This window comes from Anaerotruncus colihominis (assembly GCF_010206195.1).
Taxonomy (GTDB): domain Bacteria; phylum Bacillota; class Clostridia; order Oscillospirales; family Ruminococcaceae; genus Anaerotruncus; species Anaerotruncus colihominis_A.
In genome coordinates, this window is sequence record NZ_VIQT01000016.1 from 121256 (window position 1) to 145925 (window position 24670).

Sequence of the window (24670 nt, forward strand, 5' to 3'; positions counted from 1 at the left end):
AGATTTTCAAAACAGAACCCGCGTGTGCGTGGTTCGGGAGGCAGGAGTGAAAGAATGTACAAAATCGTAAGAAAACGCGCCCTCAATGACAGCGTGACCTTAATGGAGGTGCAGGCGCCGCACATCGCCAAAAAGGCGAAGGCGGGCCAGTTCATTATTTTCCGCGTCGACGAGCAGGGCGAGCGCGTGCCGCTGACCATCGCGGATTATGACCGCGAGGCCGGGACCGTGACGATTATTTATCAGATTGTTGGCGCTTCGACCAAGCTGCTCAACACGCTGGAGGAAGGCGACAGCATCCTGGACTTTGTCGGCCCGCTCGGCGTGCCCACACATATCGATCCAAACGCCAAGCGCGTCTGTGTCATCGGTGGCGGCGTCGGCACAGCGATCGCCTATCCGCAGGCCAAGGCGCTGCACAACGCCGGAATCGCGGTCGATATGATCGCGGGATTTCGTTCGAAGGACATCGTGATCCTTGAGGACGAAATGAAGGCTGTCACCGATCATCTGTACATCATGACCGACGATGGCACATACGGCGAAAAGGGGCTTGTCACCAACAAGCTTCAGGCGCTGATTGACGCTGGCGAACAGTACGATGAGGTGATTGCGATCGGCCCGGTCATTATGATGAAGTTTGTCGCGGCCACCACAAAGCCCTACGGCATTAAAACGCTCGTATCACTCAACCCGATCATGGTTGACGGAACGGGCATGTGCGGCGGCTGCCGTGTCAAGGTCGGCGGCCAGATGAAATTCGCATGCGTCGACGGGCCGGATTTTGACGGCCATGAGGTCGATTTTGACGAGCTGATGCATCGCAACAGCTTCTATAAAGAGCGGGAGGCCGCTGATCGCGAGGACCCGGCCCATATCTGCCGTCTGACAGGAGGAAAACGCAATGCCTAATATGTCGCCGAAGAAGCATCCAATGCCGGAACAGGCGCCGGATGTACGCAACCATAATTTTGAGGAGGTCGCGCTTGGCTATACGGCTGAGATGGCGATGGAGGAAGCGCAGAGGTGCCTGCGCTGCAAGCATCAGCCGTGCGTGGCCGGTTGTCCAGTCAACGTACATATCCCTCAGTTCATCGCAAAGGTGGCGGAGGGCGATTTTGCCGGCGCGTACCGTGAAATAGCGCTGACCAACGGCCTGCCTGCTGTCTGCGGACGCGTCTGTCCGCAGGAGACACAGTGCGAGGGCAAATGTGTGCGCGGGGTCAAGGGCGAACCGGTCGGCATCGGCCGTCTGGAGCGGTTTGTCGCGGACTGGTGGATGGAGCATGGAGACGGTAAAATGGAAAAGCCTGCCTCCAACGGCCACCGTGTCGCGGTGGTCGGCGCTGGCCCGGCCGGGTTGACCTGCGCCGGCGATCTGGCGAAAATGGGCTATGAGGTCACTGTGTTCGAGGCGCTTCAGACGGCCGGCGGCGTGCTTGTCTATGGGATCCCGCAGTTTCGTCTGCCCAAGGAGATCGTCGCGCGCGAGGTTGGCGCGCTCAAAGAGCTTGGCGTTGATATTGAGACAAATATGGTCGTCGGCAAGGTGGATTCGGTCGACGAATTGTTTGAACAGGGCTATGAAGCGGTGTTCATTGGATCCGGCGCGGGCCTGCCGAGCTTTATGGGCATCGAGGGCGAAGGGCTGCTCGGCGTCTATTCGGCCAATGAGTATCTGACGCGCATCAATCTGATGAAAGCATACCACGAAGGGTATGACACGCCGATTGCAAAATCGAAGGCGGTCGCCGTTGTCGGCGGCGGCAACGTGGCGATGGACGCGGCGCGCTGCGCCAAGCGTATGGGCGCGGACACTGTTTACATCGTTTACCGCCGCTCCATGCAGGAGCTGCCCGCCCGCGCCGAGGAGGTCCATCACGCGCAGGAGGAGGGCATTGTCTTTAAGCTGCTCAACAATCCCGTGAAGATCATCGGAGATGAAAATGGGCATGTCACAGGGATTGAATGCGTCGAGATGGAGCTTGGCGAGCCGGATGCGTCCGGACGCCGCCGTCCGATCCCGAAGGAAGGCAGCAACTTTGTGCTCGATGTCGATACAGTCATTATGTCGATCGGAACAAGCCCGAACCCGCTGATCCGCTCCACGACGACCGGCCTGGAGGCGAATAAGCACGGCTGTCTGGTGGCGGATGAAAAGGGCGCGACGACAAAGCCCGGCGTGTTCGCCGGCGGCGACGCCGTGACCGGAGCGGCGACGGTGATCCTTGCGATGGGCGCGGGAAAAACCGCTGCGCAGTCGATTGACGAATACATCCGTTCCAAAAATTAAACAACGACGGTCACAGTAAAAACGGGGCGCTTTAAGCGCCCCGTTTTTACTTCCCGGCGGGCTTGTCCGCTGGGCATGATTTTTTCCGCGCGCGCATAGACTTGTCTTATCAAAGATCAGAGCTGGTTTGCTGGGAAGATTGCCCCGGCAATTTCAGGCGGCGTCTAATTCCATATAAAGGAGAAGGACGATTATGACGGTTCACACAGCCCATCCGCCGCGCAGAAGGCCGGGCGCGCCGGCGCGCAGCGGAAAAAAAAAGGACCCATACCTGTTTTTGATGACGGTACAGATTGCACTTTGCATTTTGCTTGGCGGTGTGTCGTTCGCGTTGGTGCAATTAAATCCCATGCTCGCGGACGAAGTGGGCGCGCAGTACAACGCTTATCTGGAGCCAGGCGGCGGCCTGACATGGAAGCTCCCATCCGATCTGCCGGTTCGTATCGGACAGGCAGCCGACCGTGCGGCCGACTGGCTCTCGCAGAAAGCCAGTAGCTTATTTATGCCGCGCGGCCAGACTCCGCCGGAGACTGTTGATTCCACATCTGATGCGCAGCGGCCATCCATCGGCCAGGCAGACAGCGCACAGCAGCCGTCGACGGAGAGTATGCCGCTTGACGCCTGGAATGCGTTTGTAAAGGCTGAGGAGGATGACCACGCCGAAGACGCCATATCCAGCGCGCCGGAAACACAGGCGCAGACAACATCCGCGCCGCCAGGCGGCGCGGGCGGCTGGATGGACGCAAAGCGGGAGTCCGGCAAGGCTGCGCCGGATTCCTGCGCTCTGGCTCCGATTTTTGTTTCCGCGCTTGTGGAACCGCCGTCGTCGGGTACAGTGACCTCCCTGTATGGCTGGCGCGAACACCCCATCAGCGGCGCGGATGATTTTCACCGGGGGCTTGATATCGCTGCACCGGAGGGTGTGGGCGTATATGCCGCGCTGCCCGGGCGCGTGGCCGAGGTGGATACGTCTCCGATTTATGGAAATTACATCACGCTCGATCACGGAGGAGGGCTTCAGACGACCTATTGCCATTGCTTGGAGATTGTCGCGCCTGTCGGCGCAAATCTGCGCCGTGGTGAGCTGCTTGCATATGTTGGCAGTACAGGGATATCGACCGGACCGCATGTCCATTTTGAAATCAACCTGAACGGGAAGTATTATAATCCCGCTTGGGTACTTGACGGGATGGACGGCTATGGGATTTGAGCTTCGTGGAACGCGCTATTTTTTTACTTTTGGTTTTTTTATGGTGCTGGCGCTTTATATGTTGTTTGACCGGACAGGTGCGGGCTTACCGGCGCTTTGCTGTGTCGCGTTGCACGAGTGCGGGCACATTGCAGCGATGCATATAGTGGGCGCGCGCGTGACCGATTTACAGTTCTGCGCATTCGGCGTGCGTATGAAAAAGCAGGGCCTGCTTTCCTATGGCCAGGAGGCGGCTGTCTATTTTGGAGGCGCCGCGGCCAATCTTGCGGCGCTGGCGGCGGCCTTCCCCTTTGCGGGCTGGAATCTGTTTACAACTGCAAACGCCGCGCTTGCAGGATTTAACCTGCTTCCTATCGGCCGGCTTGACGGGGGCGTTCTGCTGCATCTGCTGCTGTGCCGTACAGGCGGCCTGGAACGAGCTGATCTGCTGCGCCGGGTGATCGGCTTTGTCATCCTGACGCCGCTGTTTGCAGGCGGCTTTTGGCTGTTTGCACACGGAAATTGCACGCTGCTTTTTACAACGGTCTACCTCGCCGTTACGCTTCTGTGCACGTGATCGCCAAGGGCCGCCCCAATCGGGGCGGCCCTTGGCGTTGCATGAAAAATAGCGGGGGAATAGGGGATTGTGTATCCGGGAAAAATTGGTTGAGACACGATGTATAATATGATACAATATACACTGAATAGATATCAGGGACGCTTGAAGCTGTACAGATGGCCAATTTTATCATGACCGCGCAGCGGCATGATAAAATAATCGCTCCGCGATCATTTTATATAAATATATAGCCAGGGCGATACGCGGGCGCGGCCCGCTGCCGCCCTGATGGCTAATTTTATCATGCCGCTGCGCGGTCATGATAAAATGTGGATAAACTTGGGTAAACTGAATACATCGCCGGACTGCCGGAATACGGCGGAATGGTATTTTATAAAAAGAAAAGGATGGACAGGCTATGAAAATGGTTGCCCCCGAGGCATGGAAAGAAGATATCGCGCTATTTAAGGAAAAAACGGACGCTTTCTACGCAGGGGAGCTGGATAAGGGCGCTTATAAGGCTTTTTCCGGCTACTACGGAAGCTACGCGCAGAAAGGCGGGAAAGCGAGTATGCTGCGTCTGCGCATGACGGCGGGCCGCGTGACCAGGGAGAAAATGGAGTATACGGCAAAGGCGTTGCGTCAATATGATATTAAAAGGCTGCATTTTACCACCTGTCAGACCATTCAGCTCCATGACCTTCGGCCCGATCAGGTATACGGTATTATGGAAGGCGCTCTAAATGCAGGAATTGTGACAATCGGCGGCGGCGGGGATTATCCCCGCAACGTGATGTGTTCCCCGCTTTCGGGCGTGGAGCAGGATGAATTTTTTGATGTACTCCCCTGGGCGCAGGCGGCCGGGGAATATCTGATGAGTTTTATCAAGGCTGAGAAGATGCCGCGGAAATTAAAGGTCGGATTCTCCAACTCTCCCAAAAACCTGACGCACGCCACATTCCGCGATTTGGGCTTTGCGGCAAGAGCAGATGGACTGTTCGATGTATACAGCGCGGGCGGGCTTGGGAACAATCCCCGTTTTGGCGTCAAGGTGGCTGAGGCGGTCCAGCCTGAAAAAATCCTTTATTATATCAAAGCCATGTGGCTGACCTTCTGCGCTTATGGCAATTATGAAAACCGCGGGAAAGCGCGCACCCGTTATATGCAGGACGCGCTGGGCGGCCCCGAAAACTATGCAAAGGCGTACCGCGAGAAATTGGACGAGGTGCTTTGCAGCGGCGAGGATCTGACGATTGTTGCAGAGCCTATAACCTTTGACAAGCGGGGCGACGGTTCTACAGCGCAGGGCCGCCGGGTCCTGAAGCAAAAGCAGGACGGCCTTTACACGGTGCAGTGGCATCCGATCGGCGGACAGCCCGCGCCGGAGGAATTTTGTGCTTTAAGCGATGCGCTAACAGAGATGCCCGGTGTAGAAATGCGCCTTGCGCCGGACGAAACGGCCTATATCATCAACCTGACCGGAAACGAAGCCCGAAAGGTATTGGAGCTGACAAAAAACAGCGCTGGTACGCTGTTTGAAAATTCAGTAAGCTGTATCGGAGCGCGGATCTGCCAGGTGGGCCTACGCGATTCCCAGGCTCTTTTAGCGGCCTGCGTAGAAGCGGCGCGTAAGGCGGGCATTCCTGACAAAGCTCTGCCTCAGATTCACATTTCCGGTTGTCCTTCCTCCTGCGGCACCCATCAGATTGGCGCGCTGGGCTTCAGAGGTGGTGTGAAATCTGTGGATAAGAAGCCGCAGCCTGCGTTTGTCCTGTATGTCAACGGGGACGAACGCCAGGGAAAAGAGTCCATGGGACGGGAGCTGGGGACAATTTTGGAGACGGAGATCCCGGCGTTTCTGGTGGAGCTGGGGACGGCGGTGGCGAAAAGCGGAATGGATTTTGACGCCTGGAACGCGGCCGACCCGAAGGGGCTGGAGCAGATCGCCGAGCGGTATCTGGCCTGACGGCGGCCGCTGCGTACAAGCGGCCGGCGCATAAACCCGCCTGAAATTTTGGCGATACCGTATACAACAATTTAGGCCATGCGGGCTGTAGCGGCCCGCATGGCCTTTTATGAAGCTCTGCCGGGAAAAGTGGGCGCCTGCACATGCGGGGACCTTTTTCAAAAAGAGACGGGGCGCTTGCAATATAAACGCATTTGCGATACAATAGCAGACAGTATCATGGGATGTTGTGCCCTGGAAGGATGTACGAGTGCATGAATGTCAGAAAGGCGCTGGAACGGGTGCTTTTGCAGGTGCAGAAGCCCGCGCGCTATACGGGGGGCGAATTAGGAAGCGTTGTGAAGGACGCGGCGTCGGTGGATGTGCGGTTCGCATTTTGCTTCCCGGATTTATACGAGGTGGGCATGTCGCACCTGGGGATGAAAATCCTCTATTCGCTGATGAACGCGCGCGATGATGTCTGGTGCGAACGTGTATTCGCCCCGGGCGACGATTTTGAACGTGTGATGCGCGCGCATAAAATTCCGCTGTTCGGGCTGGAAAGCCTGGATGCAATCGCCGGCTTTGATATGATCGGCTTTACGCTTCAATATGAATTGAGCTTTACGGCGATCCTCAACATGCTCGATCTCGCGGGGCTTGAGGTGCGTTCAAAGGATCGTCCAACCCTTGCGCCGCTCGTTGTGGCGGGAGGCCCGTGCGCCTGCAATCCCGAACCGATCGCCGATTTTATCGATCTGTTTATTCTGGGCGAGGGCGAGGAGGTCAACCTGGAGCTGATCGATCTGTATAAAGCCTGTAAGAGCGAGGGCGTGTCCAAGGAGGCGTTTTTGCGCCGCGCCGCGCAGATTGCGGGCATCTATGTACCGTCGCTTTACGACGTGACCTATCGGCCCGACGGCGCGATTGCCGCCGTCACGCCGCGCGGGGACGCTCCGTCTGTCGTGCATAAACGCATCGTCCGGGATTTGGACAACGTTTTTTATCCTGAAACGTTCGTTGTCCCGTTTACGGAAACCGTTCATGACCGCGCGATGGTTGAGGTGCTGCGCGGATGTATCCGCGGATGCCGGTTCTGCCAGGCGGGGTTTATTTACCGGCCGTTTCGGGAGAAGCGCCACGAAACGCTCAATAAAAACGCGCGCGCCCTGTGCGACAGCACAGGTTACGATGAGGTGTCCCTCACCAGCCTTTCGACAAGCGATTATTCGGAGATCGAGCCGCTTTTAAACGAAATGCTCACCTGGACGGAGCCTGATGCGGTGAATATTGCGCTGCCGTCGCTGCGCGTCGACAATTTCTCCAGGGAGCTGATGGAGCGCGTCGCGGCTGTGCGCAAATCGTCGCTGACCTTCGCGCCGGAGGCTGGGACGCAGCGTTTGCGGGACGTGATCAATAAAAACGTCACGGAGGAGGAGGTCCTGCGCACCTGCAAAACGGCGTTTTCCGGCGGTTATACAAATGTAAAGCTCTATTTTATGATGGGGCTGCCAACCGAAACGGACGAGGATATCGCGGGGATCATCCACCTGGCGCAAAAGGTTGTGGACGCGTTTTATCACATGCCGGACAAGCCCAAGGGGCGCGGCGTCAATGTGACGGTGTCTGTGGCGTGCTTTGTGCCGAAGCCGTTTACGCCGTTCGAGTTCGAACCGCAGGACACCATGGAGGAACTGCGCCGCAAGCAGAAAATTCTGCTTGACACGGTTTCGTCGCGAAAAATTTCCGTCAAATACCACGACAGCCCGACCAGCTTTCTGGAGGCGGCGCTCGCGCGCGGGGACAGGCGGCTGTGCCCGGTGGTCGAATACGCGTGGCGCGAAGGCTCGCGGCTTGACGGCTGGAACGATTTCTTTTCCATGCAGCGTTGGGAGGACGCGGCCGCGGTCTGCGGCGTCGACTTCTCATTTTACGCAAACCGCCGTCGCGCCTATGACGAGGTGATGCCGTGGGACCATCTCGATTACGGCGTGTCGAAGGCGTTTCTGAGGCGAGAAAATGAGCGCGCCCACGACGGCGGCACGACGCCGCACTGCCGCGCCACTTGTTCGGCCTGCGGTGCAAACCGGCTGTTGGGAGGTGCGTGCTTTGGGGACTGATCTGTTTGCCGTGACGGCGCGCGTCTTTTATAAAAAAATGGGGCGCGCAAAGTATATTTCGCATCTCGACCTGGTGCGCTGCATTTCACGCGCGCTCAAGCGTTCGAAGCTGCCCGTATGGCACACGCTCGGCTTTCATCCGCATGTGTATCTGACGTTTGCGCTGCCGCTTGCGCTCGGTTATGAGAGCGAATGCGAATCGATGGATTTCCGTCTGACCGAGGCGCTGCCGATGAAAACTGTCGTCGACAGGCTCAACGCCGTGCTGCCGGAGGGAATCTCCTGCTATGCGGCCGCGCCCGCCGTCATGAAGCCGGATGCGATCAGGTGGGCTGACTACACAGTGACGCAGGAGTTTGACGGCGCGGATGCGGACGAAGCGTGGCGGGCGTTTGCACACTGGTGCGCCAGAGAGACAGTCCCGGTCGTCAAGAAAGGGAAAAAAGGCGAGCGTACCGTCGATGTGAAGCCGCATTTTACCCTGAAAGAACCGCGCGCGGACGGCGATACCTTGACATGTTCCATCCGCGCGGCCGCCGGCAGCGCCTTCAACCTGAATCCGACGCTGCTGCTCGACACGTTTGCGCAGGAAGGCGGCGCGCGCGCCGGTTGGGTGCGCGTGGTGCGCACGGCTGTGCTCGACGAAAAGCTGCGGCCGTTTGAGTAAGCAAAGCAATGGTGTGAGGAGGTATTTTGATATGGTTACAAGGAAAGAGAATATCCGCCCCATTATAAAGGAACAGATGCGCGGCGGCGACGGGCGCGCTTTACAGACGCCGGTGATCGATGAGGCGCAGTTTTGCGGCCATGGACGTCTGTTCGCAAAGATGACGCTTGAGCCTGGCTGCTCAATCGGCTGGCATGAGCACCACGGTGAGAGCGAGACATTTTATATCCTCGCGGGAGCGGCGCGCTATTGCGATAACGGCGAATGGGTCACGCTGCGCGCAGGCGACTGCGCCTATACGCCTTCCGGAGAGGGGCACAGCATCGCCAACGCCGGGACGCAGCCGCTTGAATTTATGGCGCTGATTGTCAAAGCATGACGGCAAGAGGCGCAGCGGAAAAAATTTTGGAAGATGCTTGCATTTTGACAGCCACTGTGGTAACATATATAGGCATGTAATGAACGTTGGAGCCTGCAACGGGCGTTCGTGCCCAATCCCGCCGGGATTGTACATGAAACCGGACAGTCCTCTGCCATCGATCGAATGGGAATGAATGTCTGTAAAAAAGAAGGAGGAAGCGTAAATGGACGCTTTGAAGCACATTGCCAGCGACTGTGCAAAAGCACAGCTGCCCAAGATCGAGATTGGCGACACCGTCAAGGTTCACGTCTGGATCAAAGAGGGCGAGAAAAAGAGAATCCAGGTTTTTGAGGGCACCGTCATCGCCAAGAAGCACGGCGGCATCTCCGAGACCTTTACCGTCCGCCGTGTGGCGCACGGCTGCGGCGTGGAGAGGGTATTCCCGATCCATTCGCCCAACATCGACAAGGTGGAGCTGGTCCGCAACGGCCGCGTCCGCCGCAGCAAGCTCTATTATCTGCGCGACCGTGTCGGCAAGGCCGCCAAGGTCAGGGATGTCATCCGCTGAAAGCAGCGGGGCGCTTGGGGAAAGGGACGTGGAAACGTCCCTTTTTCATTTACAATCCCCTTCTTGCGCCGCGCCGCGCGGTATGATACGATGAAGGGGATTTCAGGGACGCGCTGCGTCTGCGGGAAGGAGGGCGCGCTGTGGAAAATGGATCACCGCCGGAGTGGGAGTGGAAGCGCGAGTGGGATTTTCGCTATGATATTAAAAATTCGCTCAATGGCGTGCGCCGTCCGGGCGCGGCGGTCACAGAGCTGTACGAATGGATTGAATCATGTGTGCTGGCAATCGCCGTGATTCTGACTCTGTTTACATTTGTACTGCGCACGGCGACTGTGTCGGGGCCGTCGATGGTACCGACGCTGCACGACGGAGACCGTCTGATTTTGATGCAGGCGGGTTATAACGACCCGCAGTATGGCGATATTGTCGTCATCGACCGCGCCGCGCACGGTCAGCCGCCGATCATCAAGCGGGTGATCGGACGCGCAGGCGATGAAATGGATATTGATTTTGATACAGGCGATGTGCGGCGCAACGGCGTGCTGCTCGACGAGCCGTATATCAACGAGCCGACATATATAAATCTCGGCGTCGAGTTCCCGGTTGTCGTGCCAAAGGGACATATTTTTGTATTGGGGGATAACCGCAACCACTCGTCGGACAGCCGCGACGTATCGATCGGTATGGTCGATTTGCGGCAGGTGATGGGGCGCGCGGTGTTCCGCTTTTTCCCGGTTGGCGCGGCGGGCGCGCTGACAGACTGACAGGACGGAGGAATCATGATGGATACAGAACGCGAAGCGGATATGCCCTTTGAGCAGGACGCGCCGAATGAGCCGGACAGCTGTGTAGGACCGGATGCGCCTCAGGATGAAGGACAGCCGCGCGCAGGCGGCTCCTGCGCCGAGGCGTACGAGTGGGCCGAGTCGTTTCTTGCGCCGCTTCTGCTGTTTTTGGTTGTGTTTGTGTTCTTTGTGCGGCTGGCGACGGTCAACGGCGTCTCTATGGAGCCGACGCTGCACGAGGGACAGCGCCTTGTGCTGCGCCAGATCGGTTATAAACCGCAGTATGGCGACATTGTCGTCGTCGACCGCACGCAGGACGGCGAGGAGCCGCTTGTCAAGCGCGTTATCGGCAAGGCGGGCGACGTTATTTATATTGATTTTAATACGCATGAGGTCTGGCGCAACGACGAGCTGCTCAACGAGCCGTATATCAACGAGCCGACCGCGCTTTCCGGCGATATGACCTTCCCGACGCGTGTGCCGGAGGGCTGTGTGTTCGTCATGGGGGACAATCGAAACCATTCGCTTGACAGCCGTGACAGTTCGGTCGGTATGGTCGACGAGCGGCGCTTGATGGGTGAGGCAGTGTTCCGCATCTATCCGTTCAATAAGATTGGAGGCGTCTGATGGAGGAGCTTGGATTCACAAACAGTCCGGCAGCCGTGGACATGCCGTCCATTCAGTGGTTCCCGGGGCATATGGCAAAGACGCGCCGCCTGATGACGGACAGCCTGCGTCTCGTCGATATCCTGGTGGAGCTTGCGGACGCGCGTATCCCCGCCTCAAGCCGCAACCCGGAGATCGGGCGCCTGGCCGGCCAAAAGCCGCGCGTGCTGTTGCTCAATAAATGCGATTCGGCCGACGACGCCATGACGCGCCGCTGGCTCGATTACTACGCGGGCGCCGGATTGCCCGCGCTCGCGGCCGACTGCCGCAGCGGGCGCGGCCTGGGGGCGTTTTTGCCGCTTGTGCGCGAGACGCTCGCGCCGCAGCTTGCCAAACGCGCCGCAAAGGGCATGGCCGGTCAGCCGGTGCGTATGATGGTGGTCGGCGTGCCGAATGTGGGAAAATCGTCGCTGATCAACCGGATGGCGGGCTCCAGGCGCGCCAAGGTGGAGGACCGCCCCGGCGTGACGCGCGGGCGGCAATGGGTATCGCTCGGCAAGGGCGTCGAGCTGCTCGACATGCCCGGCGTGCTCTGGCCGAAATTTGAGGACCCGGCCGTCGGCGAACGCCTTGCGTTTACCGGGGCGGTCAAGGACGATATTGTCGATATTGAGCTGCTGGCGATGCGCCTGCTCGCGCTGCTGGCTGTGGATTATCCGGATCAGCTCGCACAGCGGTACCGTTTTGCGCCGAGCGAGGCGGACGGACTCGACGCGTACGGGCTTTTGCGCCTTGTCGGCAAAAAGCGCGGGATGCTCGCCGCGGGCGGGGAGGTCAACACGGAGCGCGCTGCGATCACAGTGCTCGATGAATTCCGCAGCGGGAAGCTCGGGAAATTCACACTGGAGGTGCCGCCGGGGAAATGAGTATGTACGAGTTTGAACAGGCCGCGCGCCTGGAGGGTTATACGTCTGTCTGCGGGGTCGACGAGGCCGGGCGCGGACCGCTCGCCGGGGATGTGTACGCCGCCGCGGTGATCCTGCCGCCGGGGCTTGAGCTTGCGGGCGTCAATGATTCAAAAAAGCTGTCTGAAAAGCGGCGCGAGGCGCTCTACGGCGTGATCACAGAGCAGGTGGCCGCATGGTGCGTCGCCTCGGCGAGCGTAGAGGAAATCGAACAGCTCAATATTTTGCAGGCGTCGCTGCTGGCGATGCGGCGCGCGGTCGAGGGGCTTGGCGTGCGCGCGGATTTCGCGCTCGTCGACGGCAACCGCGATCCGCATTTTGAAGGCGTGCCGTGTAAAACCATCGTCGGCGGCGACGGAAAAAGCGCGTCGGTTGCAGCGGCGTCGATCCTGGCCAAGGTGACACGCGACCGCTATATGCAGCGGCTGGCCGTGCAGTATCCGCAGTACGGCTTTGAGCGCCACAAGGGCTACGGGACAAAGACGCACCGCGAGGCGCTGCTAAAATACGGACCGTGCCCGGCGCACCGGAAACTGTTCCTGCGCAAGCTCGGATTGTGAGTACGCGTACATATGGCGCGGCCGGGGAGGCTTTCGCGGCAAACGCGCTGGAGGCGGAGGGCTACCGCATCCTGGAACGCAACTGGCGCAGCGGACGCAGCGAGATCGATCTGATCGCGCAGCGCGGTGATACCATCGCATTTGTCGAGGTCAAAACGCGCGGCGAACATGCGCTGGCAGCGCCGGCGGCGTTTGTCACGAGAGCGCAGCGCCGGCGTATCGCGCTGGCCGCGGTGGAATATCTGCGGGCACGCGGCATATATAATACGGGGGCTGTGCAGCCGCGGTTCGATGTGTTTGAGATCGTGTCCGGCGGCCCGGACGGCGCGCGCGTGACGCGCTTTTCGCATCTTGTAAATGCATATGATACGGGGGATCTGGATGTATTTCTTTGACCTGCACTGCGATACAATCACCCGCCTGAGCACAGGCGAGCGCCTCGAACTAGGGGACCGTAGCCTGTGCCGCAACGGCGCGCACATCGACCTGGAGCGCATGGAGGGGCTTTCATGGTGCCAGTGCTTCGCGATTTTTATGCCGGATGGGCTGCGCGGGCGCGCCGCGATCGATTATTATGAGCAGAACCTTCGCTTTTTCCGCACGCAGCTTGCCGCGAACAAAGACCGTATCGCCCAGATACGGACGGCCGGCGAAATCCTGGAGACGGTCGACAGTGGGAAATGTGCCGCGCTGCTCACCGTGGAGGGCGGATCTGTGCTCGCGGGGGACTGCTCGCGGGCGGCGGAGCTGGCGGCGGACGGCGTGCGGATGCTGACGCTTACCTGGAACGGGGAAAACGAGCTTGGCAGCGGCGTGGATATGCCGGGCGGCCTGACGCCCAGAGGCGTCAAGGTGGTCGAGGCGTGCGAGGACGCGGGGATTATCGTCGATGTTTCGCATCTCAACGACCGCGGCTTTGGGCAGGCGGCGGATCTGGCGCGGCGGCCGTTTGTCGCGTCGCATTCGAATGCGCGCGCCGTCTGCAACCATCGCCGCAACCTGACGGATGAACAGTTTGCGCGCATCGTGGCGGCCAAAGGGCTGGTCGGGTTAAATTTCTGCACGCATTTTCTGTCGGAGGAGATTGCCGATCCCCCGTTTTCGTGCCTGGCGGCGCATATCGAGCATTTTCTGTCGCTCGGCGGAGAGGAAACGCTCGCGCTCGGCTCCGATTACGACGGGACGGATGTACCGTCGTGGCTTGACCCGGCGCGCAAGGTGGAGGATCTTTACCAGCTTGTGTGCGGGGCGTTCGGCCAGACGCTGGCCAACCGCCTCTTTTTTGAAAACGCGCTCGACTTTATGAAACGGTACGAACTTTCCGGGGAGGGATAGGCGGTGGCGCTGTATACAATCGGCGATCTGCACCTGTCGCTTTCCGGAGATCACGCGATGGATGTGTTCCCGGGATGGGAGGGGTATGTCGGCCGGATAGAAGAAAACTGGCGCGCGAAGATTTGCCAGGACGATACGGTTGTGCTGCCGGGTGACACGTCCTGGGGAATGTCGCTGGAGGGGGCGCTCGCCGACTTTATGTTTCTGGAATCTCTGCCCGGGAAAAAGATCCTTTTAAAGGGTAACCACGACTACTGGTGGACGACCAGGACAAAGATGGAGGCTTTTTTTTTGGCGCACGGATTAAAGTCTCTGCAAATCCTCAATAATAACTGCGTCGCTGCGGACGGCGTGGCTGTCTGCGGTTCGCGTGGATGGCTGTTTGAGACGGGCGAGCCGTTTGACGATAAGATCATCAGCCGCGAAGCGATCCGTCTGGAGCTTTCGATCGCTGAGGCGGAAAAGACAGGGCTGGAGCCGGTCGCCTTTTTGCATTACCCGCCTTTATACGGCGAAAACACGTCGCCGCAGATTCTCGATGTGCTCGCGCGCCACAGCGTGCGCCGCTGTTATTACGGCCATATCCATGCGGCCGGATGCCGGTGGGCTTTCGAGGGGGAGCGCGGAGGCATTTTCTTTTCGCTCGTCAGCAGCGATTACCGGCGTTTTGACCCGCTGCTGGTGGAACCAGGTAAAAAAACTGCGGATTTTTCGGGAAATTCATAATTTATCTATTGGCATGGACGCGCCTGTTTGCTATAATTACAAGATAGTGGGCTTATAATATCCAGAAAGGCCCAACGGATGGCTGGCAGACACGCGGCAGCGGTCGAGGGGGACTGCGCGCGGACCGGCCGTAATTTCCGGGCGGGTCCGCTTTGGCGCCGTCCGGCCGTTCCTCCATGAAAAATGGCAGGAGCAGGAGAATTTTTCAGGAGGAAGTAGAAATGTCAGTTACATCGATGAAAACAAACGACGACAAACGTGTGGAGCTTGAAATCAAGGTGGACGCCGAAACGTTTGAAAAGGCGGTCGACGCGGCTTTCAAGCGCAACAGCAAACGGATGAATGTTCCAGGCTTCCGCCGCGGCAAAGCGCCCCGCAGAATGATTGAGCGCCTGTATGGCGAGGGCGTATTTTATGAGGAAGCCGTCAATAATACGTATCCCGCCGCCTATGAGGACGCGGTAAAGGAAAAAGGCATTGAGCCGGTTGACCGCGCCGACATCGAGGTTATGGAGGTTGGGAAGGACGGCTACAGCTTCAAGGCGACCGTCACTGTCAAGCCGGAGGTATCGATTGAGGGCTACAAGGGTATCGAGGTTGAGAAGAAGATGGCGCAGGCGACCGACGCCGAGGTCGACGCCGAGCTTTCCCGTATGCAGGCGCAGAACGGCCGTGTGATTGCTGTAGAGGATCGCGCCGCCCAAAATGGCGACACCGCAGTAATCGATTTTGAGGGTTTTGTCGACGGCGAGGCGTTCGAGGGCGGCAAGGGCGAGAAGTATCCGCTTGAGCTTGGTTCCAACAGCTTTATCGAGGGCTTCGAAGGTCAGGTAGTCGGCCACAATGTCGGCGATGAGTTTGAAGTAAACGTCACATTCCCGGAGAATTATCACGCGGAGGAATTGAAAGGCAAGCCCGCCGTGTTTAAATGCAAGCTGCACGAGCTGAAAACAAAGGATCTGCCGGCGTTGGACGACGAGTTCGCCAAGGATGTCAGCGAGTTCGACACGCTCGACGAGCTGAAAGCCGATCTGAAGAAAAAAGCCCAGGAGCGCCACGACAGCCGCAGCGAGACCGAGACGGAGAATAAGCTGATGGAGGCTGTCTGCGCCAAGATGACCGTTGACATCCCGCAGTGCATGTACGAGCGCCGCATCGACGAGATGGTGCGCGAGTTTGAATACCGTCTCCAGTCGCAGGGCCTGAATCTCCAGACATATTTGCAGTACGCAGGCATGGAGCTTGAATCGTTCCGCAAGACGTATGCGGCGCAGGCCGAGGCGCAGGTTAAGACGCGTCTGGCGCTTGAGAAGATCGCCGAGCTTGAGAAGCTGGCGGCGACCGAGGAGGAAATCAACGGCGAGCTGCTCAAGATCGCCGGCAATTATAATATGGATGTTGAACGTGTGCGCAAGGTCGTTTCGCCCGAGGACGTGGCCCACAACCTGGCGATGGGCAAGGCGCTTGATCTTGTGCGAGACAGCGCCGTGATCACCGAGGTCAAGGAGGAGGCGGCCCCTGCGGAGAAGCCGAAAAAGGCTTCCAAGCCGCGCGCCAGGAAAGCTAAGACCGAGGCCGCGCCGGCCGAGCAGGCGCCTGCTGAATCCGCCGAATAATACGCGATCAGTCGGAGAGGGGTCCGCCGCGCGGCCGCGCGGCGGACCCTCCTCATACATACCGGCGTGCACGCGCTGGTTTTATCATATACCGCAGGCTGGCAGGCCCGCGGCTCCGGGCGGGCGCCCGGATGAATTTGGCTATGGGAGGAATCAGCATATGAGTCTTGTACCAATGGTAGTGGAACAGACAAACCGAGGCGAGCGTTCCTATGACATTTTTTCGCGCTTGCTCAACGACCGCATCGTAATGCTTTGCGACGAGGTCAACGATACAACGGCGAGCCTTGTCGTAGCGCAGCTTTTGTATCTGGAGGGGCAGGACCCTGATAAGGATATCAATCTGTATATCAACAGCCCCGGCGGTTCCGTCACCGCGGGTATGGCGATTTACGACACAATGAATTTCGTCAAGTGTGATGTTTCCACCACTTGTATCGGCCTTGCGGCTTCGATGGGCGCGTTTCTGTTCGGAGCGGGCGCCAAGGGCAAGCGCATTGCCCTGCCGAACGCTGAGATCATGATCCATCAGCCGTCTGGCGGCGCGCGCGGCCAGGCCAGCGATATGAAGATCCATACCGACTGGATCATCCGCACGCGTGAAAAGCTCAACCGCATCATGGCTGAGCAGACCGGCCAGCCGCTTGAAGTGATCGAGCGCGATACGGAGCGCGACAACTTTATGACGGCGCAGCAGGCGATGGAGTACGGGCTTGTGGATAAGATCATTGCGCACAGGGAATAAGCTCTGCGTTTTAATGCGTCCGCGTGTTTATAAAGCGGCTGAAAGGGGACTGCTGACAAATTAAGCAGCGCCGCTGTTTCGGCTGCTGCGGCTTTGTCAGCAGAACCCAAAGGGCCGTAAGCAGGCGGGCGCTGTGAAAGATAATTGCAATGGGGATGATTGCCCCGGGAGGTTTTTCATGGCAAAGAACGACGACCAGAGGGAATTGCGCTGCTCATTCTGCGGCAAGATGCAAAACCAGGTTCAAAGGCTGATCGCCGGGCCGGGCGTATGCATCTGCAACGAATGCGTGGAGCTTTGCCAGAGCGTGCTGGACGACGACGCGCCGCCCGCACCGCGCGCTCGACAGAACCGGCAGGAGCAGCAGATCGCTGTGCTCAAGCCGCACGAGATCAAGGAAAAGCTGGACGAATATGTCATTGGGCAGGAGCGCGCTAAAATAGCTCTTTCTGTCGCGGTTTACAACCATTATAAGCGCATTTATTTCGGCGATGTCGGTGATGTGGAGCTGAGTAAGACGAACGTTCTGCTGCTCGGCCCGACTGGCGTTGGCAAAACGCTGCTTGCGCAGACGCTTGCGCGTATGCTCAACGTCCCGTTCGCCATTGCCGACGCGACGACGCTGACCGAGGCGGGGTATGTCGGCGAGGATGTTGAAAACATTCTGCTGCGGCTGCTTCAGGCGGCTGATTATGATGTGGAGCGCGCACAGAAGGGCATCATTTATATCGACGAGATCGACAAGGTTTCACGCAAGAGCGAGAACCCGTCCATCACGCGCGACGTCTCCGGTGAGGGCGTGCAGCAGGCACTGCTCAAGATTTTGGAGGGCACGGTCGCTAATGTCCCGCCGCAGGGCGGACGCAAGCATCCGCAGCAGGAGTTTATTCAGATTGACACAAAGGATATCCTGTTTATCTGCGGCGGTGCATTTGAGGGCATCGACAAGATCATTGAGCGCCGCACGGATAAAAGCTCGCTTGGCTTTTCATCGACACTTAAAAACGTAAAGGCGCGCGACCGCCTTGTCCAACAGGTGATCCCGCAGGACCTTGTCAAATTCGGACTGATTCCCGAGCTTGTCGGACGCACGCCGGTGCTGACTGCGCTTGAGGCGCTCGACCGCGATGCGCTTGTGCGCATCCTCACAGAGCCGAAAAATTCGCTGGTGCGTCAGTATAAGCAGCTGTTCAGCCTCGACAATGTCGAATTGACATTTGAGGACGGCGCGCTTGAGACGATTGCCGACAAGGCGATCGAGCGCAAGACCGGGGCGCGCGGCCTGCGCGCGATCCTTGAGGAGACGCTCGGCCCGCTGATGTATGACACGCCCTCGGAATATACGATCGCGTCCGTGAAGATCACAAAGGGCTGTGTCGAGGGGACGGAAAAGCCGTCGTTTGTCTATGATACAAACCGCCGCCCAACGCGTTTGCAAATCTCTACGGCGCGCCGTGTGCCCGCGCGCCGGCGTGAAACTGCGTCCTGACCGAAAAACAGCAATCCTGGCGCCCACCGGCGATGCCTGGTGGGCGCTGTTTTTATAACAATTCAATTTTGAAAAGCTGCTTTGGACGTGGCGGTATTTCCCACGCGGCCGCCGTTTACAAACGTGGACGTTTATGGTATCATATGCGCAGGGCAAACGGCGAAGCCGTTTGCAGCCGCCGTCCGGCGGCAACCGCCGCAAAGCGTCGAACTAGGTTGCCGGGAGGATACCATGCTGTGCGCGGACATAGCGTCATTGCTTCTTCGGACGGAAAAGCGGATTATGTCCGCGTTTGGCCCTGACCATAGATGTAAAGCGGCCGCGTGTTGCTTTACTTTTTTGTATACCCAGGAATGGAGGCGCGAAATGAGCGAATCGATCGTTAAAAAATCAGGAATACAGGAGCCGCCAGAGCCGATGCGGATGCCTATCCTTGTGCTGCGCGGCCTTGTGCTGTTTCCTCAGATGGTGCTGCACTTCGATGTCGGACGCGAAAAGTCGCTGCTGGCGCTCAACAAGGTGATGGGCGGCGACCGCAGAATTTTTCTTGTGGCGCAGAAGGATATTCGTGACGACGAGCCGAAAGCGCAGAATCTTTATAAAATCGGCGTCGTGGCGCAGGTGAAGCAAATTATAAAATCTCAGGGTGGCACATGGCGCGTGCTTGTGGAGGGGCTGTATCGCGCCAAGCTGCTGGAGGTGCTTGGCGAGGAGCCGTACTTTGAGGGGCAGGTCGTCGAATTCCCGCTGCGGATCACGCGCAGCGTCAAATCGGCGATGTGCAATGCGCTGATGCGGACCGTTAAGGAGCTGTTTGAGGAGTACTGTTATCTGACGCCGCGTATGCCAAAAGAGCTGGTGGTCAACGCCCTGATCAGCGAGGACCCCGTTCACCTGGCGGAATACATAGCCGGCAACATGCAGATGGAGGTTGCGGATAAGCAGGCCATTCTGTCGCAAAGCGAGCCGCTCAAACGATTGGAAATTTTGGCGCACCTTCTGGAGGAAGAAAATGATATCCTCTCGCTGGAAGCCGATATCCAGGAGAAGGTCAAGGGACAGGTCGATAAAAACCAGCGCGAATATTATCTGCGCGAGCAGCTCAAGGTCATCAGCAATGAGCTTGGCGAGGACGACGAACAGGATGAGGCGGCCGATTATTATGAGCGCATTGAAAAGCTCAATCTTGACGGGCAGACGGCCGAGAAGTTGCGCAAGGAGGTCGACCGTCTCACAAAGCTGCCGGGCAATTCAAATGAAGCCGGCGTGATCCGCGGTTATCTCGATACGGTGCTTGAATTGCCGTGGGACAAATGCACGCAGGATAAGATCGACATCAAAAAGGCGGGGGCGCTGTTGAACCGCGAGCACTACGGGCTACAGAAGGTCAAGGAGCGGATCCTTGAGCTTTTGGCCGTGCGCAAGCTCGCGCCGGATATCAAGGGGCAGATCATCTGTCTTGTGGGACCGCCGGGCGTCGGCAAAACATCGATTGCGCGTTCGATCGCCAAATCCATGGGCCGCAAGTACACGCGTATTTCGCTTGGCGGCGTGCGTGATGAGAGCGATATCCGCGGCCACCGTAAGACGTACATCGGCGCGATGCCTGGACGGATCATGAATGCGATGAAGCTCGCCGGCAGCCGCAATCCGCTGATGCTGCTCGACGAGGTCGACAAGCTCGGAAACGATTATCGCGGTGACCCGTCCGCGGCGCTTCTGGAGGTGCTTGACTCGGAGCAGAACCATGCGTTCCGCGACCATTTTATCGAGGTACCCTTCGATCTCTCCGACGTGCTGTTCATCGCGACGGCAAACACGCTCGATACCATCCCGCGGCCGCTGCTTGACCGCATGGAGGTCATCGAGCTGACCAGCTATACGCGCGAGGAAAAGTTTCAGATTGCAAAGAAGCATCTTTATCCCAAGCAACTCAAGCGCCACGGCCTGACAGCCGCCAAAGCGAAGCTGGCTGACGACGCGCTTTATGCGCTGATCGACAACTATACGCGTGAGGCGGGCGTGCGCCGGCTTGAAAGGGAGATTGCTTCTTTGCTGCGCAAGGCGGCAAAACGGATCGTTTCGGGCGAGGAAAAGAAGGTCGTTGTCGACAACGACAACATCGTTTCGCTCCTCGGGCCGCGCAAATTCCGTCCCGAACTGATTTCGCCGCATGACGAAATCGGTCTGGTCAACGGGCTGGCCTGGACCTCGGTCGGTGGAGAGCTGCTCCAAGTGGAAATCGCCGTTATGGACGGCACAGGCAAACTGGAGCTGACAGGATCGCTCGGCGATGTGATGAAGGAATCAGCGCGCGCTGCCGTCAGCTTTATCCGCACGCGTTGGGAGGAGTACGGCGTCGACCATGATTTCTATAAAACGAAGGATTTGCATATCCATGTTCCGGAGGGGGCTGTTCCCAAAGATGGACCGTCGGCCGGCGTAACCATCTGCACGGCGCTTGTTTCGGCGCTTTCGGGTACGCCTGTGTGCCGCGACGTGGCGATGACGGGTGAAATTACGCTGCGCGGCCGCGTGTTGCCGATAGGCGGCCTGCGTGAAAAGGCGATGGCCGCCTATCGCGCGGGCGTGCGCACGGTTGTGATTCCGGCGGAGAACGAACCGGACCTGGCGGACATCGATCCTGTTGTGCGCGGTGCCGTCCGTTTCGTGACAGCGGAACGCATTGACACAGTACTCGACGCCGCGCTCGTGGACAGGCCGCAGAAACAGGCTCCCCAGCCACTTTCGGCGCTGCCGGCCGCCGCGCCGGAGCAGCCGCTTGGAAAGGCGAATTCACCGATCCCGCAATAGGGTATATTGGAAAGGGACGACATGAATTATCACAATGTAAAATTTGAAACGAGCTTTGGGACGGCGGCGCAGCTGCCGCCATCCGAGCTGCCGGAAATTGCGTTCGCAGGCCGCTCGAATGTTGGGAAAAGCTCGATGATCAACAAGCTGTTTAACCGTAAACAGCTCGCGCGCGTTTCGGCTGTGCCCGGCAAAACGGCGACGATCAACTTTTTCCGCGCCGACGGGCTGCGCTTTGCCGATCTGCCGGGCTATGGCTACGCAAAGGTTTCCAAGGGTGAAAAGCGCCGCTGGAGCGAACTGATCGGCGGGTACTTTGAGCAGGACCGCGATCTGAGGCTTGTGTTTCAGCTCATCGACATGCGCCACGCTCCGACGGCCGACGATCTGACGATGATCAACTACATGATCGACCGTGAGATTCCGTTTGTCGTTGTGCTGACAAAGGCCGATAAACTCTCCAAAACGCAGCGTGCGGCCCGCCTGGCCGCGCTTGAGACGGAATTGCCGTGCGCGGACCAGATCATAACGATCCCCTTTTCTTCCGAAACAGGCGAAGGGGTCGACGCTGTCAAGGATGTGGTCGCTCAAATTGAGCATGACGGTATGGAGCAGCCGCCGGCCGAATAAGGGGCTGTTTTAGGGCTCGTTTGAAAATAGAAAAATCCGGAAATTTTGATTTTTCAAACAGCCCCTAATCTGACAAGGGGTGTATGACAATGTTTGTTTCCGATTGCCTTGGGCTCAACAAGCTTGGACATTTAACGATCGGCGGCTGCGATACGGTTGCGCTCGCGCAGACGTATGGCACGCCGCTTTATGTCATGGACGAGGATGAAATCCGGCGCGCATGCGCCAGCTATCGCAGTTCCATCGAACGGTATTACGACGGCCGCGGGCTTGTAACCTACGCGAGCAAGGCGTTTTGCTGCAAGGCCGCCTGCAAAATTGCGGCCGAGGAGGGACTGGGGCTTGACGTTGTTTCAGGCGGCGAGCTTTACACAGCAATCAGCGCGGGATTCCCGGCGGAACGCATTTTTTTCCATGGGAACAACAAGACGGTTCAGGAGCTGACAGAGGCGCTCGCTTACGGCGTCGGGCAGATCGTCGTCGATAATTTCGATGAGCTCGAGACGCTCAACCAGCTCGCACTCAGCCGCGGCGAGCCGGCTAATATCCTGTTCAGGATCAAACCTGGTATCGACGCGCATACGCATGATTTTGTGCGTACCGGGCAGATCGACAGCAAATTTGGACTTGCGCTTGAAACAGGAGAAGCGATGCAGGCTGTCCGGGCGGCTGTATCGATGCAGGGGGTGCGCCTGCGGGGCGTGCATTGCCATATCGGCTCCCAGATTTTTGATATCGAACCGTTCGAACATGCGGCTGAGGTGATGCTCGGCTTCATCGCGGATGTGCGTGATCAAACGGGATGCGAGCTTGAAATCCTCGACCTCGGGGGCGGATTCGGCATCAAATACCTGCCGGAGCACGATCCGGTTGAATACGACCGCTACATGCAGCGCGTCGCGCGCACAGTCCGGCGCGTGTCACAGGCGCGCGGCATTAAGACGCCGTTTATTGTGATCGAGCCGGGCCGTTCGATCGCAGGACCGGCCGGCGTCACGCTCTATACGGCCGGCGCGGTCAAGGAGATTCCCGGCGTGAGAACCTATGTATCAATCGACGGAGGCATGTGCGACAATCCGCGCTACATACTGTACCGCAGCGAATATGAAGCGATGGTCGCCAACAAAGCGTCGCAGCCAAAGACACGCACCGTCACATTGGCGGGTAAATGCTGCGAAAGCGGCGATCTGATCGGCGAGGGGATGCAGATACAGGAGATACATCCCGGCGATATCATCGCTGTGCTGGCTACGGGGGCATACAATTATTCCATGTCGTCAAATTATAACCGCATTCCGCGTCCGCCAGTGGTCATGCTGCGCGGCGGGCAGGCGCGCGTGGTTGTGAAGCGTGAAACCTATGAGGATCTGGTTCGCAACGATCTGGAATAACAAGTAAAATAATTTTATACTTTACGCTGCAAAATCCTTTACTTTCGCAAACTAAAATGATAAAATAATTGCAATGGAGATTATTCTATCCGGATATGGCCGGGGCGATACGCGGGCGCGGCCCGCTGCCGTCCTGATAGCCGATTTTATCATGCCGCTTTGCGGGTATGATAAAATATCCGCAACAACTATTTTTGGAGCCTGCCTGTGTGCGCTGACAGCGCCGGGTGGGTTCCCATTTTGGAGGCGGATTGTTTGAACACGAAACTCAAGGACATGAATGTGGATTATCTGTTTAAGGCGGTTCTTTCTCTTGAAACGATGGAGGAATGTTACAGCTTTTTTGAGGATCTGTGCACGGTTCCGGAGCTGAAGGCTCTGTCGCAGCGGTTAGAGGTTGCCAAGATGCTTAGTGAAGGCTGCGTGTACAGCGATATTGTGTCAAAAACAGGCGCTTCCACTGCGACGATCAGTCGTGTCAACCGATCGCTTAATTACGGAAGCGACGGCTATAAAGTGGTGTTCGAGCGGGTGAAGGGCTGATGGCCTACCAATCCTTCGCGGCCTATTATGACCGGTTGATCGGAAACGAGATCGATTACCGGGCGCGGGCGCGCTATTTTGATACGTTGATCCGTCGGTATGCCGATACGCCCGAACAAAATCTGCTTTTGGACCTGGCGTGCGGGACAGGCAGCCTGTCGGTCGAGTTGAGCGCCATCGGTTACGATGTGATCGGCGTGGATGCAAGCGCCGATATGCTCGCAGAGGCCGCCGCAAAGGGACGGGGAAAAATTTTGTTTCTCTGCCAGGCGTTTGATACGCTCGATCTGTATGGGACAGTCGGCGCTGTCGTCTGCGCGCTCGATTCTCTCAACCATATCACTGACGCCGCCGCGCTTGAGGCGGCGTTCGCGCGCGTCGCGCTTTTTACGGCGCCGGGCGGCGTATTTGTGTTTGATGTCAACACGCCGTACAAGCATCGGGAAATTCTGGCGAACAATACATTTGTGTACGATCTTGGCGATTTGTTCTGTGTTTGGCAGAATACGACGAATGCATCGCTTGTAACGGAGATTACGCTCGACTTCTTTCTGCAAAGCGGCGCCTGTTATACACGTGAAAGCGAGCGGTTTTGTGAGCGGGCATATACACATGAAACGTTGGCAGGGCTGCTGGACCGGACGGGCTTTGACCTGTGCGCTGTCTGTGAGGGCGATACCTTCGGCCCGCCGGGAGAGACGGCGCAGCGCGCTGTTTATATCGCGAAAAGACGCCGCGCATCAAACGCGCGGGTAAACTGAAA

The 24670-nt window shown here is 58.1% G+C and carries 24 protein-coding genes; all 24 read left to right on the forward strand.

Annotated elements, in window-relative coordinates; translation table 11 throughout:
* Positions 1 to 54 precede the first annotated feature (54 nt).
* Positions 55 to 912 carry a sulfide/dihydroorotate dehydrogenase-like FAD/NAD-binding protein gene (locus FMM72_RS11665; RefSeq protein ID WP_006874133.1) on the forward strand — a complete coding sequence of 286 codons (858 nt, stop codon included), beginning with the start codon at positions 55 to 57 and terminating at the stop codon, positions 910 to 912.
* On the forward strand, positions 905 to 2293 hold the full coding sequence (gene gltA / locus FMM72_RS11670; RefSeq protein ID WP_162221525.1) for an NADPH-dependent glutamate synthase: 1389 nt from the start codon (positions 905 to 907) through the stop codon (positions 2291 to 2293). Before FMM72_RS11665 ends, gltA begins: the two co-directional genes overlap by 8 nt.
* 193 nt (positions 2294 to 2486) lie before the next feature.
* Positions 2487 to 3503 carry a M23 family metallopeptidase gene (locus FMM72_RS11675; RefSeq protein WP_162221526.1) on the forward strand — a complete coding sequence of 339 codons (1017 nt, stop codon included), beginning with the start codon at positions 2487 to 2489 and terminating at the stop codon, positions 3501 to 3503.
* Positions 3493 to 4059 (forward strand): hypothetical protein, encoded by a 567-nt coding sequence (locus FMM72_RS11680; RefSeq protein WP_160210311.1) that lies wholly within the window; start codon positions 3493 to 3495, stop codon positions 4057 to 4059. The genes FMM72_RS11675 and FMM72_RS11680 overlap by 11 nt, the downstream gene beginning before the upstream one ends.
* A gap of 400 nt (positions 4060 to 4459) precedes the next feature.
* Positions 4460 to 6007, forward strand: coding sequence for a nitrite/sulfite reductase (locus FMM72_RS11685; RefSeq protein ID WP_162221527.1), 1548 nt, complete (start codon positions 4460 to 4462; stop codon positions 6005 to 6007).
* 254 nt (positions 6008 to 6261) lie between these two features.
* Positions 6262 to 8106, forward strand: a complete 1845-nt coding sequence (locus tag FMM72_RS11690; RefSeq protein WP_243157798.1) for a TIGR03960 family B12-binding radical SAM protein — start codon at positions 6262 to 6264, stop codon at positions 8104 to 8106.
* The gene (locus FMM72_RS11695) at positions 8096 to 8773 is read left to right on the forward strand and encodes a TIGR03936 family radical SAM-associated protein (RefSeq protein ID WP_162221529.1); all 678 of its coding nucleotides are present in this window, start codon (positions 8096 to 8098) and stop codon (positions 8771 to 8773) included. The genes FMM72_RS11690 and FMM72_RS11695 overlap by 11 nt, the downstream gene beginning before the upstream one ends.
* Positions 8774 to 8804: 31 nt before the next feature.
* Complete coding sequence (locus FMM72_RS11700) at positions 8805 to 9152, forward strand: cupin domain-containing protein (RefSeq protein WP_207710347.1); 348 nt, start codon at positions 8805 to 8807, stop codon at positions 9150 to 9152.
* Between the two features lie 205 nt (positions 9153 to 9357).
* The gene (gene rplS, locus FMM72_RS11705; RefSeq protein WP_160210307.1) at positions 9358 to 9702 is read left to right on the forward strand and encodes a 50S ribosomal protein L19; all 345 of its coding nucleotides are present in this window, start codon (positions 9358 to 9360) and stop codon (positions 9700 to 9702) included.
* A gap of 140 nt (positions 9703 to 9842) precedes the next feature.
* Positions 9843 to 10466: a signal peptidase I gene (lepB, locus tag FMM72_RS11710; protein WP_160210306.1), complete on the forward strand. Its 624-nt coding sequence runs from the start codon at positions 9843 to 9845 to the stop codon at positions 10464 to 10466.
* A 15-nt stretch (positions 10467 to 10481) separates the two neighbouring features.
* Positions 10482 to 11114: a signal peptidase I gene (gene lepB / locus FMM72_RS11715; protein ID WP_243157799.1), complete on the forward strand. Its 633-nt coding sequence runs from the start codon at positions 10482 to 10484 to the stop codon at positions 11112 to 11114.
* Positions 11114 to 12019, forward strand: a complete 906-nt coding sequence (gene ylqF / locus FMM72_RS11720; RefSeq protein ID WP_162221530.1) for a ribosome biogenesis GTPase YlqF — start codon at positions 11114 to 11116, stop codon at positions 12017 to 12019. Before lepB (FMM72_RS11715) ends, ylqF begins: the two co-directional genes overlap by 1 nt.
* Positions 12016 to 12618 (forward strand): ribonuclease HII, encoded by a 603-nt coding sequence (gene rnhB, locus FMM72_RS11725; protein WP_160210304.1) that lies wholly within the window; start codon positions 12016 to 12018, stop codon positions 12616 to 12618. The genes ylqF and rnhB overlap by 4 nt, the downstream gene beginning before the upstream one ends.
* Complete coding sequence (locus FMM72_RS11730) at positions 12615 to 13013, forward strand: YraN family protein (protein WP_257431176.1); 399 nt, start codon at positions 12615 to 12617, stop codon at positions 13011 to 13013. The genes rnhB and FMM72_RS11730 overlap by 4 nt, the downstream gene beginning before the upstream one ends.
* Positions 13000 to 13953 carry a dipeptidase gene (locus FMM72_RS11735; RefSeq protein ID WP_162221531.1) on the forward strand — a complete coding sequence of 318 codons (954 nt, stop codon included), beginning with the start codon at positions 13000 to 13002 and terminating at the stop codon, positions 13951 to 13953. The genes FMM72_RS11730 and FMM72_RS11735 overlap by 14 nt, the downstream gene beginning before the upstream one ends.
* 3 nt (positions 13954 to 13956) lie before the next feature.
* Entirely contained in the window at positions 13957 to 14679 is a 723-nt protein-coding gene (locus FMM72_RS11740; protein WP_160210302.1) for a metallophosphoesterase, read from the forward strand.
* 221 nt (positions 14680 to 14900) lie between these two features.
* Positions 14901 to 16295 (forward strand): trigger factor, encoded by a 1395-nt coding sequence (gene tig / locus FMM72_RS11745; protein ID WP_162221532.1) that lies wholly within the window; start codon positions 14901 to 14903, stop codon positions 16293 to 16295.
* Positions 16296 to 16455: 160 nt separating this feature from the next.
* Positions 16456 to 17040 carry an ATP-dependent Clp endopeptidase proteolytic subunit ClpP gene (gene clpP / locus FMM72_RS11750; protein ID WP_160210300.1) on the forward strand — a complete coding sequence of 195 codons (585 nt, stop codon included), beginning with the start codon at positions 16456 to 16458 and terminating at the stop codon, positions 17038 to 17040.
* Positions 17041 to 17218: 178 nt separating this feature from the next.
* Positions 17219 to 18529 carry an ATP-dependent Clp protease ATP-binding subunit ClpX gene (clpX, locus tag FMM72_RS11755; protein ID WP_160210299.1) on the forward strand — a complete coding sequence of 437 codons (1311 nt, stop codon included), beginning with the start codon at positions 17219 to 17221 and terminating at the stop codon, positions 18527 to 18529.
* Positions 18530 to 18895: 366 nt separating this feature from the next.
* Positions 18896 to 21343, forward strand: coding sequence for an endopeptidase La (gene lon / locus FMM72_RS11760; protein WP_180322921.1), 2448 nt, complete (start codon positions 18896 to 18898; stop codon positions 21341 to 21343).
* 21 nt (positions 21344 to 21364) lie between these two features.
* Positions 21365 to 21973 carry a ribosome biogenesis GTP-binding protein YihA/YsxC gene (yihA, locus tag FMM72_RS11765; RefSeq protein WP_162221533.1) on the forward strand — a complete coding sequence of 203 codons (609 nt, stop codon included), beginning with the start codon at positions 21365 to 21367 and terminating at the stop codon, positions 21971 to 21973.
* 89 nt (positions 21974 to 22062) lie between these two features.
* A complete protein-coding gene (lysA, locus tag FMM72_RS11770; protein WP_160210297.1) occupies positions 22063 to 23364 on the forward strand; it encodes a diaminopimelate decarboxylase in 1302 nt (433 codons plus the stop codon).
* 255 nt (positions 23365 to 23619) lie between these two features.
* Positions 23620 to 23907 (forward strand): YerC/YecD family TrpR-related protein, encoded by a 288-nt coding sequence (locus tag FMM72_RS11775; protein WP_024730759.1) that lies wholly within the window; start codon positions 23620 to 23622, stop codon positions 23905 to 23907.
* Positions 23907 to 24668, forward strand: a complete 762-nt coding sequence (locus FMM72_RS11780) for a class I SAM-dependent DNA methyltransferase (RefSeq protein ID WP_243157800.1) — start codon at positions 23907 to 23909, stop codon at positions 24666 to 24668. The genes FMM72_RS11775 and FMM72_RS11780 overlap by 1 nt, the downstream gene beginning before the upstream one ends.
* The last annotated feature ends 2 nt before the right edge of the window (positions 24669 to 24670 follow it).